Annotated in this window: 13 protein-coding genes; 5 read left to right on the top strand and 8 right to left on the bottom strand. The window is 34.7% G+C overall.

The window, feature by feature from the left end; translation table 11 throughout:
• Nucleotides 1-18: 18 nt before the first annotated feature.
• Nucleotides 19-1,089, bottom strand: coding sequence for a helix-turn-helix domain-containing protein (locus tag QE109_RS15595; RefSeq protein WP_281095481.1), 1,071 nt, complete (start codon nucleotides 1,087-1,089; stop codon nucleotides 19-21).
• A gap of 74 nt (nucleotides 1,090-1,163) precedes the next feature.
• On the bottom strand, nucleotides 1,164-2,300 hold the full coding sequence (locus QE109_RS15600) for an AbrB family transcriptional regulator (protein ID WP_281095482.1): 1,137 nt from the start codon (nucleotides 2,298-2,300) through the stop codon (nucleotides 1,164-1,166).
• Nucleotides 2,301-2,482: 182 nt separating this feature from the next.
• Between QE109_RS15600 and QE109_RS15605 the strand changes: the two genes are divergently transcribed.
• The 4 genes from QE109_RS15605 to QE109_RS15620 all read left to right on the top strand — a co-directional run bounded on the left by QE109_RS15605 (nucleotide 2,483) and on the right by QE109_RS15620 (nucleotide 12,819).
• The gene (locus QE109_RS15605; RefSeq protein ID WP_281095483.1) at nucleotides 2,483-5,206 is read left to right on the top strand and encodes a cation-translocating P-type ATPase; all 2,724 of its coding nucleotides are present in this window, start codon (nucleotides 2,483-2,485) and stop codon (nucleotides 5,204-5,206) included.
• 167 nt (nucleotides 5,207-5,373) lie between these two features.
• Entirely contained in the window at nucleotides 5,374-6,690 is a 1,317-nt protein-coding gene (locus tag QE109_RS15610; RefSeq protein ID WP_281095484.1) for a pyridoxal phosphate-dependent aminotransferase, read from the top strand.
• 345 nt (nucleotides 6,691-7,035) lie between these two features.
• Nucleotides 7,036-9,828 (top strand): EAL domain-containing protein, encoded by a 2,793-nt coding sequence (locus QE109_RS15615; RefSeq protein WP_281095485.1) that lies wholly within the window; start codon nucleotides 7,036-7,038, stop codon nucleotides 9,826-9,828.
• A 225-nt stretch (nucleotides 9,829-10,053) separates the two neighbouring features.
• Nucleotides 10,054-12,819, top strand: a complete 2,766-nt coding sequence (locus tag QE109_RS15620; RefSeq protein WP_281095486.1) for an EAL domain-containing protein — start codon at nucleotides 10,054-10,056, stop codon at nucleotides 12,817-12,819.
• A 194-nt stretch (nucleotides 12,820-13,013) separates the two neighbouring features.
• Here the strand turns inward: QE109_RS15620 and QE109_RS15625 are convergent, their stop codons facing one another.
• From QE109_RS15625 to QE109_RS15650, 6 genes are all read right to left on the bottom strand, one after another.
• A complete protein-coding gene (locus QE109_RS15625) occupies nucleotides 13,014-13,589 on the bottom strand; it encodes a GNAT family N-acetyltransferase (protein ID WP_281095487.1) in 576 nt (191 codons plus the stop codon).
• 25 nt (nucleotides 13,590-13,614) lie between these two features.
• On the bottom strand, nucleotides 13,615-13,872 hold the full coding sequence (locus QE109_RS15630) for a hypothetical protein (protein ID WP_281095488.1): 258 nt from the start codon (nucleotides 13,870-13,872) through the stop codon (nucleotides 13,615-13,617).
• 148 nt (nucleotides 13,873-14,020) lie between these two features.
• Nucleotides 14,021-14,362: a hypothetical protein gene (locus tag QE109_RS15635; RefSeq protein ID WP_281095489.1), complete on the bottom strand. Its 342-nt coding sequence runs from the start codon at nucleotides 14,360-14,362 to the stop codon at nucleotides 14,021-14,023.
• 42 nt (nucleotides 14,363-14,404) lie between these two features.
• Nucleotides 14,405-14,956: a GNAT family N-acetyltransferase gene (locus tag QE109_RS15640; protein ID WP_281095490.1), complete on the bottom strand. Its 552-nt coding sequence runs from the start codon at nucleotides 14,954-14,956 to the stop codon at nucleotides 14,405-14,407.
• 43 nt (nucleotides 14,957-14,999) lie between these two features.
• On the bottom strand, nucleotides 15,000-15,338 hold the full coding sequence (locus tag QE109_RS15645; RefSeq protein WP_281095491.1) for an arsenate reductase family protein: 339 nt from the start codon (nucleotides 15,336-15,338) through the stop codon (nucleotides 15,000-15,002).
• Between the two features lie 35 nt (nucleotides 15,339-15,373).
• On the bottom strand, nucleotides 15,374-15,808 hold the full coding sequence (locus QE109_RS15650) for a hypothetical protein (protein WP_281095492.1): 435 nt from the start codon (nucleotides 15,806-15,808) through the stop codon (nucleotides 15,374-15,376).
• Between the two features lie 138 nt (nucleotides 15,809-15,946).
• Between QE109_RS15650 and QE109_RS15655 the strand changes: the two genes are divergently transcribed.
• The gene (locus QE109_RS15655) at nucleotides 15,947-16,582 is read left to right on the top strand and encodes a ribonuclease domain-containing protein (RefSeq protein WP_281095493.1); all 636 of its coding nucleotides are present in this window, start codon (nucleotides 15,947-15,949) and stop codon (nucleotides 16,580-16,582) included.
• Nucleotides 16,583-16,656: the final 74 nt, after the last annotated feature.

Below are 16,656 nucleotides of genomic sequence, written 5' to 3' on the forward strand. Positions count from 1 at the left end.
TCACTATATTAGTAGATGCTAATCTAGTGGGATGCCTTTTTGAGTAGATTTTTGTTTAAGAAGGCGATGGTTAAGTTGACGGTATGAAATAGGTAAGGTACCAGTGTATGTTTTGAAAATTCTAGAGAAATGTTGTTCATCTTTATAGCCGAGTATATTTAAGATATCATCGATGCTGTAGTTTTGATCAAGTAGCATCAACATTGCACCGTAGATTTTTATTTTCTTGATATATTCAGAGAGTGAAATGTTGGTTTGGCGTTTAAAAGTCATACTAAGATGACTTTGGTTGATATAAAGTTTTTTAGCAACATAACTGACTGTCTTGATATGAGTAGAAGGAGATAATACTTCGAAAATCGCTTTTCTCACTATAATAGTTTGAACATTTGGAATAAATATTTCTTGATAAATCGAAGTGATTTTTTTGATACACTCTTGAAAAGCAAGGAATTGATGATCATGCTTAGAGATCCAAGTGGAGCAGATATCTGCGATAGTAGACTTCTCAAGTGGCATAGGATTAAATGAAATATCGCTTAATAGATCTAGTAGAGCAACATATAAGTTGAGAGACTGATGACTTTGACTTATTGAGGGCGGGATATTTTCATGAAAGAATACTTTAAGATCATGATTAAGTAAAGCAGACTTTCCAGTAATTGCATTTTGAATATTGCGTTTTGCATTTGTCACACTTATTTTAAAGTAAACTTCACTAACGACTTTAGTCAGTGTACTCTTAATTAATTCATAGTTGTAAGGCTTAATCCAATAATCATAAGCACCCTCAAAAAAAGAGTTCCTAACCTCAGTGTAGGAAGCATCTTCATTAACTTGGATAATTCTTTTTGTATTTAAATAACTACTTTTTACTGATGAAAAGTAATTTTTGAGAAATGTAGATGTATTATTATCAAAGATAATTAGATCAAATTCAAATTGCTGGTGAATCGAATATTGATCTAACGTGTCAGTTAAAAGTGTAATGTCAAGTAGACTAAAAGAGTCAATAATTTTTAACTCACTTGTAATGAACGCCTGCAATTCACTTTCAATATCAAGCATTAATATTCGTAATGAAATCATAATATCACACCTTTCAATGACATATTAACAATTTGGAAAAAATTAGTAAAAAGCAAACAATGACCTGACACCTTTTAGCCAAGTATGATGGTGTAGAGTATTGGGATGACCATCACGGCGGTTAGTAATCTGGCAAGCTGCAATGTGCTGATGGTTACTATATTTACATCGAAGTCTTCTGCTAATACGATCATGGTGGAGAGCCCGCCAGGGAGAACACTCATAAGTCCAGTAAGATAATCTAATTTAAAAAGTTTTGAGAAGACAAATCCAAGGATAATGCTGGTAGTCAAGATCAGTGTGGTCATCACAAGCATCGGAAACCACAAAGAGAGGATCATGCGCATGCTTTCGAGGGTAAAACTCGTGCCAATAACAGCGCCCATGCCAATTTGTGAATATCCATAGATGGCCTGTGGTGGTTTCTTAAAACTTGATTTGACCGATAACTGCAGTATGGCAACGCCAAATGCTGCGCCTAAAAGGAGTGCCGCTGGAAAGCGAAGCCATTTAAACAACATCGCACCAAAGATACCTACAATGAAAAGCCAGTAATATGCGTAACGCATTGTGTTAAGAGGTGTAAAATCCTCTGAAAATTTTTGGTTATTGAGTGTCATATCTGATTTTGTGCTCGTATTTGATTTTGAGTTAACCACTTTTATGATTATTGTTTTTGTGAGAAGAGGGATAATCATCACAATAGAGAGATAGCGCAGTAGTTGGAAGGCTGATACTTGCGCAAGGTCAGCACCATATGAAACCGCTAAAACACCTGACTCTGCAACGCCTCCAGGGATCACTGACAGGAAAGATGTGTTTTGGTCCATGTCACTGATGCGCATCAAAAGTTCACCATAGCCAAGAGTGATAAAGATATAGACCAAAGAGATAACGATTGTAGGGATAGCAAGCTTTCGCAGCTGCTTGACAGCTTTTTTGTCAAATCTTAACCCAAGAAAAATCCCGAAAACGATTGAAAACACTGTTTTAAAAATCGATGGGATCTCAAACGTGATACCAGTGAGTTGAACAAGGGCAATGGCCAAGATGGGTCCTACAATTTTACTTGCTGGGAACTTTAAAATTTCAAGAAATTTATACCCTGCAAAGCTGATTAGTATAATCAAAACAAATGAAAATATAAAATCTATGGATTTTGATGGGATAAAAGTCTGAAAAACACCCCAAATAGTGAATAAATTATACAAAATAGCCTCCTAATCTTTCAGATATAATTATAACTGATATAATAGATATAGTGTAGTCACAAAACAAGATCAAAGCAGAAATTCGAGATGATTATTAAGAAAAAAAGAGCGTCGGCAAGTAAGTCGTTTTGGCAAACTAGGCAAACTATGACCAGACACCTTTTAGTGGAAGGAGAAACAATTTGCGAAATGTACATAGTGAACAACTGGAGCAACTGAAAAGTGAATTTAAAACCGATTTTGAAAGCGGATTAACCAATAGCCAAGTGGAAGCCAATCGAAACACCTATGGCAAAAATGAGCTGGAAGCGAAAAAACAGAGAACAATCTTCAATATGCTCTTTGATCAATTTAAGGATTTTACTGTGATTATCTTAATCGTTGCAGCAGTACTGTCTATGGTCCTTAAAGAATGGGTAGATGGAATCGTCATCATTGGTATCGTTGCACTTAACGCAGGTCTGGGCACTTACCAAGAAAACAAAGCGAGCAACGCACTAGAAGCCCTTAAAAAGATGGCATCGCCAAAAACGAAAGTCTCAAGAGATGGAACCCTTTCTGAGGTGGATTCGCCAAGCCTTGTCCCAGGAGATATCGTACACCTTGAGACGGGTGACTTTGTCCCCGCAGATATTAGACTACTAGAGAGTACAAACCTTAAAATAGATGAATCTGCACTGACAGGTGAATCTGTTGCATCAGAAAAAGACGCAACAGTGACATTAGAAGCGAACACCGGGATCGGCGACAGAGCAAATTCAGCTTTCTCAGGAACCATCGTCACCTATGGACGTGCCAAAGGTGTTATCGTTAACACGGGGATGGATACTGAAATCGGAAAAATCGCTCAAATGTTAAACGAAGCAGAAGACGAGATGACACCTCTTCAGAAGAAACTGACGCAGTTTGGTAAGATGCTAGGGATCATCTGTTTGGCAGTAAGTTTGATCATCATCATCTTGGGATTTGTTAGAGGTGAAGATATGCTGGAAATCTTCTTAACAGCAGTTTCACTCGCCGTTGCAGCGATACCAGAAGGATTACCAGCAGTTGTTACAACAGTACTTGCACTCGGCATGCAGCGTATGGTAAAGCGCAACGCTATTATGAAACGGTTAAGTGCAGTTGAGACGTTAGGCTCTACTACAACCATTTGTTCAGACAAAACAGGTACGCTCACACAAAACAAAATGACCGTTCAAAGTATCTTTATCAATAAAGATTTATATGAAGTAACAGGAACTGGATACAGCTTTGAAGGAGAAATTAGATCAGATAAAACAAGTCAAAACGATAAAATAGAAAATACACAAAATACACAAAATACACAAAATACACAAAATACACCTGACAATAGTTTGCCCAAAGAAGCGACATGGCTCTTTAGAGCAGCGGCACTTTGTAACGATGCTGAGATAGAGGATGAAAACTGCATAGGTGATCCAACAGAAGGTGCCTTGGTGGTATTGGCGCAAAAATCTGGCATAGACTACAAATCACTTCGAAAAGAGTATCCTCGTATAGATGAGTTTCCATTTGACTCTGATAGGAAGCTTATGTCAACCGTCCATGAGTTTGACGGTGTAAAAACATTGTTAACCAAAGGTGCAACAGATGAACTGATCTCGAGATGTGATACCGTGATGATAGATGGGGAGATCAAACCGCTTACTGACGCACTTAAAGAAGTGATATTAAAGCAAAACAAAACCTATGCACAAAATGCACTTAGAGTGATTGGCTATGCTAAGAAAACGATGGACTCAGGTGAACGTGCAGTAGATGCTGAAGAGGAGATGACATTTATAGGGATGTCGGGTATGATTGATCCGCCTAGAGAAGAAGCCATCAAAGCGATCAAGATCTGTAAGAAAGCTGGCATCAAAGTAGTGATGATCACTGGCGATCATATCACAACTGCCACAGCAATTGCGAAACGTATGGGGATTATCACTCAAGATGATGAAGCCATAGAAGGCGCAGCAGTTAACGGGATTGAAGAAACTGAACTTTTGGAAATTCTAAAACATAAGCGTGTATTTGCAAGAGTTTCACCAGAGCATAAAGTAAAAATCGTAAAAGCACTTAAAGCGGGTGGTGAAGTCGTCGCTATGACAGGTGATGGCGTCAACGATGCACCAGCACTTAAAAATGCAGATATCGGTGTCGCGATGGGGATCACAGGAACAGACGTCAGTAAAGAAGCTGCAGATATGATTTTGACGGATGATAACTTTGCAAGCATCGTCAGCGCAGTGGAAGAAGGACGGATTATTTACAGTAATATCAGAAAATTCGTTGGGTTCTTGCTCTCGTGCAACGTAGGTGAAATCCTCATTATCTTTATCGCCATGGTTGCCAACTGGGGCGTACCGCTTGTTCCGATACAACTTTTATGGGTGAACCTTATAACAGACTCACTGCCAGCCTTTTCCTTAGGTATGGAAAAAGGTGAAAAGACGATTATGGATGTGCCACCTAGAGAACGAGATGAACCAATCGTCGATAAAAAGATGGCAATCGCCATAATCTTTCAAAGTATTGGCCTTGCGGTAGCAGTACTTACATCTTATCGACTTGGCTATATGATGGCAGATGGACACAACGAAATCGTAACAGCAAGAACATTTGCGTTTGCAACCCTCATATTTGGAGAGATGTTAAGAGCTTATTCAGCAAGACGAGAAAATCAGTTTGTTTGGCATTTCAACATTTTCTCCAATAAATACCTCAACCTATCAGTTGTGGTGGCGATTGCACTTTTAATGATTGTCGTCTATGTCCCTTCACTACAAGGTATATTTAGTACAATAGCATTGACACCAATTCAACTGTTAACAGTTATCGGGTTTAGTATTTTACCTGTTCTTTTTGGTGAAATTGCTAAAGTGATCAACCGTAGATAAAAAGGGATAAAAGGTGTCAGGTCATAGTTATCCAAAAGGATAACTATGACCTGACACCTTTTATCCTAAAATAGACAGTAGTTATCAAATTTTAGTGTAAATAAGTTCGATAATATATTATAATGACAGTGGGTAAAGGATAAATCTATTTTAAGAGGAGATGTATTATGAGTAAACCAATTCTCTCGGCACACTTTGAATCTAGAAAGCCATCTGATGTTAGATTGGCTCAGATGAAATATGATGAACGTAAAGTTAAACCACAAGCTGTTATCAACGTAGGTATCGGAAATGTATCACTTCCAACCAATCCTGCAATGATGAAAAGAATGTTCGAACTTAGTGCACCAGAAAGCCCATTTTCAAAGGGTGTTGTTAGATATTCAGGCACTGCTGGTACACCTGAATGTCAAGATGCGTTTAAGAATATTCTTAAATGTGAAGGTTTCGATACAAGTAAATTACATGTCCAAGTTACCGATGGTGGTTCTTCAGGAATGGAGCTTTTATTAATAGGTGTATGTGGTCCTGCGGGAACAGATGAAAAACCATTGATGATGATAGACCCCGCTTATACAAACTATATCTCTTTTGCAGAGAGAGTCGGCCGTAAAACAGTAACTGTTAAACGCCACTTAGAAGAGAATGGTAAATTTACACTCCCAGAAATGGATCTTATTGAAAAAACAATCATTGAAAATAAACCGGGTGCACTTCTCGTCATCCCGTATGATAATCCAACAGGTCAACTTTATGATCACGAAACATTAGTTAAACTCGCTAAACTTTGCGTAAAATATAACATGTGGATGATCAGCGACGAAGCCTATAGAGAACTTTATTATGAAGCAGGAAAAGACCTTGTAAGTATTTGGGGCATAACAGACGCAGACGTAGAGGGAATCGAAGGTAGACGCATCAGCATAGAAACAGCTTCTAAAGTTTGGAATGCATGTGGCCTTAGAATTGGCGCTGTGATCACTGATAGTCCTGAATTTAACAACAGATCAATCGCTGAGTATACTGCAAATCTTTGTGCAAATGTTATAGGTCAATATATCTTTGGCGCACTTGCACATGAAACGCCTGAGCAAATCATGGGTTGGTGTACAAACATCAGAGAATACTATAAAGAACAGATTATGATGGTTTATAATGGACTTAAAACGCAAGAACCTGGCCTAATCGTATCGAGTCCAGATGCATCTATATATACAGTAATAGATGTTAGAAATGTTGTAAAACCTGGTTTTGATGCAATTGATTTCGTACTTTACTGTGCCGAGGAAGGCGCTGTAAATATCGATGGAATAGAGACGACACTTTTAGTTGCGCCAATGAAAGGTTTCTACGATATTAAGGCAGGCGATAAAAACCCAGGAAGCACTCAATTTAGAATCTCTTTCGTTGAAACACCTGAGAACATGGCAAAGATTCCTGAACTTTTTGTAAAACTCTTAAGACAATTTGAAGCACAAAGATAGAGTAAGCCAAGAAAGAACATGCCAAGATTGACAATTAATTTATCATGGATAGCATAGTCTCATAAATAAACTAAAAGCTCAGTACTACAGAACATGTAGTCACTGAGCTTTTTATTTGAGCCAAAGGTGCGTAACGGTATAGGGCGAGGATGAGAAGAATGAATATACCTCAAAGAAATTTATATAATTTAAAATGACTACAAATAATTTATAAACGAAAAATATGAAAATAGAAAAATATGTAAATAGGAAAATATGAAAATCAATTTTAGGATAGACAAGTTTGGGATATAATAAGAAATAAATACTTGTCGTAATTACAATTAACTAATGAAAGGTGATTAAATGCATAATTATATAGAGCCTGAAAAATTAAATAAAAAAACACATACATACGCCCTTAAAATTGCTTTGATTAGTATCATTTTATACAATATCATTTTTTCAATTATTTTTTATGTGCAAAAAGAAAATCTAATTAAAATCAATGAATATAATCAAAAGTCAGCAGTTGATATAACTGATTTATTTATTTCAGAAAAATTTGATATAGCATATGATGAGCTAAATATTGTAAGAAATTCTAACGAGATGTATGACTATGTTAACGCTCCATTAGATACAGTGAAGAAAAATGAAGTGGAAAAAATGTTTACCAGGTTCATAAAGAACAAAAACGGTTTAACCCAGATAAGAATGCTCAATACAGAAGGTCATGAAATCATAAGAGTCAACAAAAAAGATAATGAAATATCAATTGTCAAACAAAGTGAATTACAAGATAAAAGTGATAGATATTATTTTCAACATTCTTTAGATATCGACAAAAATCAGATATACATTTCTGATATAGATTTAAATGTTGAAAACGGAAAAATTGTTGAGCCTTATGAGCCCACTATTCGATTTGTTGCAAAGCTTGTTGATGAAAACAATCAGTTGGTGGGGATGCTTGTTTTAAATTTTGATGGTGAAGACTTTTTTTCAGTCATAAAGAAATTTGAAAAATTAGATTTTGGCAATCTAGAAATAGGAATCTTAGATCTTAACAATTACTGGTCTTTGAATCGAGCAAATGTGGACTTAGAAGAAATTCTTTTAACGGTACAATCTAATGAGTCTGATCAGATGAGAACTATTTTTGAAAAATTTCAAAAGAACAAAAAAGCAACTTCCTTTGGATACTTTGATAATGAAGGACTAAACTATTATTTCAAAAAAATAGATGAAATTGAGGAAAGTAAATTTGTATTTGAGGGAAAAGAGTTTGCGTGGTATTTTATTAGTTATTTTGACATTAACAAGATAATTGATGCTAAGCACATATTGTTAAATAATAGGTACTTAATTGAAATTTCTAGTAGCATTATAGTGTTTTTTTCGATTTATATTATTACCTATTTATTACGTCAGAAAAAAAATCAAGACATAACGATATTGACTTCAGCCTATATCACTGAAAATACAAATGATGGCATCTTAGTGCTAAATTCATTATATGAAATAGTATATTGTAACAGAGTTTTTGAAGATATTTATGGCTATAAGCTAGAAGAAATAAAAAATACAAAGGTAATTAATATTTTTGAAGGTAAAATCAACAAACAGAAGTATTCAAATGAAAACGGGAGACAATGGAAGGAAAATATATGGAATAAAACAAAATCAGGCAATTGGTTACTTAAAAACTTGACGATAAAAGAAATCAGAGATGCGAAAGGCAAATTGATCTATTATATTGGGATTTACTCAGCACCTCTTGAGACAAATAAAATGACAAATTTAAGCGAAGATTATAATTATTATTCGAGTAAGATGGACCAAGAAGATATTTTAAAGATCGGTAATGTAATTGATCAAATGGATAAATCAAGTGAAAAGATGATGGCACTAACAGTTCAATTGAGAGGTGAAGGTCAGAAATTACTTGAATCTAGTCAATCAATTCATGGAAAATTCTTTGGTGAAGGTCGATTAGATGTCATGTTGGACCCTGAATATACATTGATAGCTTTACCTAAAACTGAATTATTTATATTTGTACTTCCATTAAATTATGATGTATTATCACGAGATGAAGATAACTATCTTGGCAATGAGAAATATCATGATAAAGATGAAATACTCGTAGAAAAAACTATACAACATATTAACCGCCTTCTAAATAAAATTCAAATAAATCTTGGATACTCAACGATTGAATTTAAGTATCAAGTTGGCGTTTCAATTTCTGACTTGAAAGTTGAAAGTGGTTCAGACTTAATCAAGAATTCGTTGATTGCTTTAGAAGCACTGAATAAATATAAGAAAACTTCATATTTGATTTATGATGAGACACATTATAACTTCATTAAATATGAAAATACATTAAAGAGTGAATTAAGATCAGCATTTGATAATAATGAGTTTTACACGGTTTACCAGCCACAATATAATGTGAGAACAAATAAAATAATTGGATTTGAAGCGCTTGTAAGATGGGAAAATAAAACTTTGGGAAATGTACCGCCTGATAAATTCATTCCAATTTTAGAGGAGACGGGCGATATATTTAGTCTTGGGAAAAGAGTTTTTGACTTAGTAATAGCTAATTTGAAGACTTTTGACTGGAAAGATACACCAACAAGAGTATCAATCAATTTATCAAGCAAAGAATTTACAAATAAGAACGTAATTAAAGACTTAATTGAGATTATCAATAAAAATAAGATAAATGGAGTTAAGTTTTGTTTCGAAATAACAGAAACTACAATTGTTGACAATTTAGAGCAAGCAAATGAAATCATTGCGTTACTACACAAAGAAAATATAGAGATTTCAATTGATGATTTTGGGACGGGCTACTCATCGTTGGGCTACCTTAAACAATTAGTAACAGATGAATTAAAAATTGATCGCATGTTTATAATGGATTACCCACATGAAGATAACGGTAAAATTATAAAAGCAATTATTAGTATGGGGGCAGAAATTGAGATGAATATCGTTGTTGAAGGCGTTGAAACTGCTGAACAACTTGATCTCATTAAAGAATTAAAATGTGATTATTATCAGGGGTATTATGGTTCAAAACCAACTCAATTAGAGAATATTCATAGAATGATCGTAAAATCGAATCAAACGGATGTAGATGATTAATCAACTTATAAAAAAGGGCTCTATCTTATAGATGTAGTAGGTTTTAAGCCAACTCATTTTTTAAGGTAGAGTCTTTTGATGTATAAACAGCGAAATAATCAATTAGTTTTTTGAACGAGATTATATTAGAACTATTTTGGGTAATAAAGACTTATTCTATAAGTTAAGATATGTAATTTTTGAATATATGAAAAGGAAATAATTATATTTAGGAAGGAGAATTTAATGCAAAATTTCTTTGAGCCTGACAAACTACCAAAGAAAACCAATACATATGCAGTAGCTATAGCGATTATTTGTGTCATTATTTATAATATTGGGTTTTCAATCGTGTTTTCAAATCAAATGAATGCACTGGTTGGCAATTATCAAGAAAATCAACATACAGCAGTGGATATAACTGATTTATTCATTTCAGATAAATTTGTAGATATATATGAGGAGTTAAATATACTCAGAAATTCAAGTGAGATGACGAGCTATCTCCGCGAACCTGATGCGGTGCCTATAATAGATGAAGTAGAGGACATGTTTATCAGATATGCAAGCAACAAAAATGGTCTAACGCAGATTCGAATACTAGATGAAACTGGCGAAGAAATAGTACGAGTGAATAAAGCGAAAGAACTAATTAAAAGAGTTCCCAAATCAGATCTACAAAATAAATTTGATAGGTATTATTTTCAACATGCAATAGTGATTGATGAAACACAAGTTTATGTATCAGACTTTGACTTAAACATTGAAAACGGAGTAATCGTTGAACCATATGAGCCAACGATTAGGTTTGCTGCGAAACTTATAGATTCCTCAAATCAAGTGAAAGGAATCCTAATCTTAAATTTTGATGGTGAGGAATTCTTTTCTGTTATTAATAAATATGAGAACTTGGATGTAGAAAATCTTGAAATTGGCATCCTTGATCTTAACAATTATTGGTCTTTAAACCATTCTGATATGACAGACCTAGATGAAATCGTAGTCACCGTAAAGTCAAATCAATCTGACCAAATGAGAGATATATTTGAAAAAGTTCAGATCAATAGCAAAGATAAAGATGAAGGCAAATTTCGAAATAATGGTTATCATTTTTACTATAAAAAGATAGATGAAATAGATGAAGGCAAATATGTGTTTGAGGGAAAATCATTTTCATGGTACTTTGTGAGTTTCTTTGATTTAAAGATGTTGATTGCTAATAATCATCCTTATTATGCCAATCGAGTTATGGTTCAGATAGGTAGTAGTATAATTGTCTTTTTCATTGGCTTTACAATAAGTCGATTGCTTAGACAGAAGAAAAATCAACAGATTCTCATCTTGACTTCAGCATATATTTCAAATAATACACATGATGGTATCTTAGTGGTTAACCAATCCTATGAAGTCGTGTATTGCAATGTTGTATTTCAAGATATATATGGCTATAAACTCAATGAATTACTTAACAGAAAAATAACTGATTTTTTTGAGGGCAATATTCATAAATCTGAAATTGCCAATGACGCTGATGAAGTTTGGAGTGATAACATATGGAATAAAACGAAAGCGGGGAACTGGATACTTAAAAACCTCACCATAAAGGAAATAAGAGATTCTAAAGATATTTTGATCTATTATATAGGCATATATTCCACACCTGTCGAAGTAAATCCGCTAAATAAATCCTTAGAGAAACTTGAATACCAATCGAGCTTAATCTATCAAGATGATATTCAGAAAATAGGGCGATATATTGATGAGATGGAAAAAGAGTATGAAGAATATATGGCAATAACCGTACAATTGATGGGAGATAGCCGTAAGCTTTTAGAATCTAGTCAATCAGTTCATGGAAAATTCATCACTGCTGGACAGCAAGAAATGCAGATCGATATGGGCTATAATCTCATAGCAGTGCCAAGGACTGACCTTTTAATACTCGTTAGTCCTGTGGTTTCTAATCTAGAAATTGCGCCAGGAGAGGCGTTCATAAAACCAGAGGATATCATCGTCGAGAGAGCTATGATGGACATAGATGCTATGCTAAAGAAACTTCAGATTAGACTAGGTTACTCTAACTTAGAGTGCAAATATCAAACTGGGGTAGCTATATCAAGTTTGAAAACTGATAGTGGAACCGATATAATTCAGAATTCTTTGATCGCACTTGAGGCACTTACAAAGTATAAAAAATCTTCTTATTTGGTTTATGATGAAAAATATTATGAGTTTATTAAATATGAGAATACACTTAGGAATGAATTAAAAGGCGCACTCTCAAATCAAGAATTTTATATTGTGTATCAGCCGCAGTTTGACGTTAAAACAAATGAAATTATGGGTGTTGAAGCACTTGTAAGATGGCAAAATGCAACATTGGGCAATGTTTCACCACTTAAATTTATACCTATAATGGAAGAGACGGATCAAATTTATCAATTGGGTCAAACCGTTGCGGCACTCGTAATTGATGATCTGATGAAGTTTGATTGGGAAAAGATGCCATCAAGAGTGTCCATCAATTTAACAAGTAAAGAGTTCATCAATAGAAAAGTAATCAATGACTTAGTTTATATGATCAATACCAGTAGGATAGAGGGGATATCCTTTTGCCTAGAAATCACTGAAACCACGTTGGTTGAAAACTTAGAAATAGCAAATGAAATCATTCATTTACTTCATGAAGAAAACATAGAAGTATCGATTGATGATTTTGGCACAGGTTATTCTTCACTCGGATATCTAAAGCAGTTGTTAGCCGATGAGCTTAAAATTGATCGCATGTTTATTATGGACTATCCTGAACGCGACGATGGAAAAATCATCAAAGCAATAATTAGCATGGGAGGAGAAATTGGTATGAGCATGGTTGTGGAAGGTGTAGAAACCTTGGAACAATTGGAATTGATCAAGACCTTAAAATGTGAATCATACCAAGGATATTATGGTTCAAAACCAACTACACTAAAGGCGGTGTATGAGATGTACAAAAGCAAACATAATAAGTAATTTAACGATACGAGGCGATAGGTTATAACTAGACTATTCAATTAAACCATACCAAACCAAACTATGCAATATACTCAAACTATGCAAAATAACCAAACTGTGTAATATCATTATTGTATGTTAATATCGATATACTCAAAAAAAGTACAGATGACTTAAAGTTAAGTTCAGCTGTACTTTTTTTGAGTATGGATTTATTTTTGATTACTAAAATCATCTTCGATAATTGCATATTGGTAGGCATCATGCCATATAGGATTACCACAGTCATCAGATGTAAAAAATGCGGGCTTTCTAAAGTGCCCCTCACGCGTCATATTTACACGCTCCATTAATTTCCAAGATGGGATGTTTTGAGGATTACACCTTGCCATAATTCGATGCGCACCAAGTGTTTGAAAACCGTAGTTGATAATCAATTGAGTGGCTTCGGTGGCATAGCCCTGTTTTCCATAGTTAGGATTAAATACGTAACCTACTTCCCAAGTGAGAAAATCTAAAGGTTCTTGTCTGCTAAAATATATATTTCCAATAACTTTTCCGGATTCTTTAAGACATACAGCCCAAAAATCATTATTCGTTGCACGATTTTGAGCAATTAGTTTACATTCATTTTCAGTTTGAACGTCATAAGGCTCGTATTTAACGACATTTTCTAGTGATAGATACTCATAAAGATCCATCCAATCCCTTTCAGTAAATCTTCTGAGAATAAGTCTCTCAGATTCCAAAAGGATATCTTTTTCAGTATTTTGAGGATTTTTGTACATTTTCCCTACTTTCTAAATAGAAAAACTAACTTTTATTTTTTTTAGAATTTGAATTGTTTAGTCCTAAACCTATTGCGACTCCAAGTGCTATTCCTATTGCTAAGTTTTTAAAAATAATACCAAATGTTACACCGAAACACAGACATAAAGCGAAATAGTCGTTATCTACCGCCTTAGTGCCTTTTTTCTTTGGTTGAAGAGTGGAAGGTTCAGTTATTTCAGATTTCTCTACCATCTCAACGGGTTCACTCATTTCAATTGGTTCTTTAGGTTGATCGTCCATAAAAGCGCTCCTTTCATCTAACTGAGGGTTTCGTAAGGGGAGTTTCAGAATAGCTTTGATATTCTGCTTAAAATATAACACCATTTTAATGTCTAGATATTAAACAAGTATTAAAAGCATCTAAAAACTTCTGAAAAATTTATGTGATTTACTTAGTAAGCGGACGCAGTACTTTTAGCCAGATCAAGAAGTAAGGGATATCAAGGCCGATAATGGCAAGTAAAAGTAAACCTACAAAAGTAAGTTTAGTGGTACCCACAGTAAGTATTACAAAAGCTAATATGATCACATTAAGTATTGCAAGTGAGATGATATTTGATTTTAAGTCCAAAGGTTTTGAGACTTTATTTTGATGTTCACTGACAACCTGTGTATAACATTCTTTGTGGTATTTTTTGAAGATAAAACTATACCATTTGCTAATGACCAAATCTTCTTTTGAAGTTATTTCTTTTGAGCAATGATTACATTTGACGCTATTGTTATGCATGAGGCCTCCAGTTTAAATGTGTTTAATGAAAATCTAATATGGTTAACGCAGCTTACTATACAGATAACGATCTTCATAAGTATGGGAAGTGGGATTAAAAGCACATTGTTTTTTTAACCCTTCTCGTTCATAACCACAGCGCGTAGCAACATGGATAGACGCACTGTTATCTGGATGTATGTTGAGTTCGATTCGGTGAAAAGCATGCTCGTCTAGCAGGGCGCTTGTCATATGAGATAAAACTTTACTCATGATTCCCATATGCCAATAACGAGGATTTAGAATATAGCCAAATTGACAAGTGTGATTGATTAAGTCCAAATGATGCACAGAAAAAAGCCCTATAAGTTCATGAGAACTTATTTCTCTTATCGCCCATTTCATAAAATAACGCTTTGATATATGCAGTCTGGTGTTATCGAGATAGTGACTTGCATCTGAAATGTCATGCATCGATTTCAGTGCTTGAAACTCAGTACATCTTGGATCTTTATAGATTTCATATATACTTGGCACATCTGCGGAGTTGAGATGGGTCAATATGTATTGATCAATCTTGATGATGTTCTCGTCAAACAAATTTTCGAGTTTCATAGTACACACCTCGTTATCTCATCTTAAAGGAGGATGGGAAAACTTATTCCCATGTACTCCATATTTCTGGAACATAACCAACCGTTGCTTTTTGTCCATTTCTCACCACAGGTGTCTTGATCAATTTAGGATTCTCAAGTAATATCTCTTGGATGATACTTGGGGTGCTGATGCGATCTAGATTCTTAGTCTGATATAAAGGACTCTTTACATCAATGAGGTTTTTAAGTCCAACAGCTCGAGCGACACTTTCAAGTTCGCCTTTACTCATTCCTTTACTGACTAAGTCAATCGCTTGAAACTTAACCCGTCTTTCCTTAAAATAACGTTCAGCCTTTTGTGTGTCAAAACATTTTTTTTTGCCAAATATTTGGATATTCAACTTAATTACCTTCCTTAACTATATTAAAGCTAAAATCAATCAACTAATCGTTTGCTGATAGCGCTAACAATTTGTTCTTCATTACCTAGTTTTTTTACAATATCGCCAACAAATAAATAATTTTCTCTATTTGGAAGTTTTGCAGCGACACTGGCATTTGAAGACAATATAAGGCATGTTTTGTTAACAGGTCTAGTGGCAAGGAACTGTCTTGCGGCTTGTGCGGCACCACCAGCCCAAAGAGGTGTAACAACAACGACCTTTGAATCAGCAGGAACTTCAACGGAAGTTCGAATTGCAATTTGTTTGTCCTTCATCGTATAATAACCAGCCTTAAGATACCCCAATAGTCCGTTCCAGTCCATGTTATCTGATAAAGTTACAAGTTCATATCCTGTGTTCTTAGCAATTGACTCAGCGATGCGTTTTGAATTACCACTACGGGTAAAATACACGACATAACCACTCATATTAAGCCTCCTATATTCGTACGTCATAATCTTATGATATAATGAAATATGCAATTTTGAAACTAAATTTTACCAAATTTCTAAAAAAGAAATCGAATTAACGCTTAAAATTTTTTAAGGTCAATCAGGAGGATACATATGAACAAACGCAGTACACGATATAATGGCATGTTGCCAGTTGTGATCTTACTTGTAGTGATCATGATCTTTGGTATAAAAATCATTGGTGAGTTGACAAACTCAAATGATATTTATGCAAATCTTAATGTTACAACACTTGAAACTGAAATTGATACTACATCTAAAGCTATAATTGAATCGGCAAGCGAAGGATTCACCGAAACTGTAACTCAAGTTATGACAGAGGTGCAAACTGAGGCACCAACTAAGGCACCAACTGAGGCGACAACCCAAGCTGTCGACGAAACCACTATAGATGAATCTTCTTACTACTATACAGCAAATGACGTGGCACTATACCTTTACACATTTGGACATCTTCCCCCCAATTATATCACTAAAAATCAGGCCAAGGAAATGGGCTGGGTCGCTGATAAAGGTAACCTATGGGATGTCGCTAAGGGCATGGTCATCGGTGGCGATTACTTTGGTAACTATGAAGACAAGCTGGCAGAGGCCACTGGACGCAAGTACTATGAATGTGATGTGAACTACGAAGGTGGCTATCGCAACGCATACCGCATCGTCTTTTCAAACGATGGACTCATCTATTATACCAAAGATCACTATGAAACATTTACAAGGCTCTATTAGACTAACTATATGAAGTCAAGTAAATAAGACTAGAATTTTATTTAGATTTATTCTTGAAAAGTGAGCATGACAAA

The organism is Fusibacter bizertensis (assembly GCF_029914245.1).
In the GTDB taxonomy this organism is placed as follows: Bacteria; Bacillota; Clostridia; order Peptostreptococcales; family Acidaminobacteraceae; genus Fusibacter_C; species Fusibacter_C bizertensis.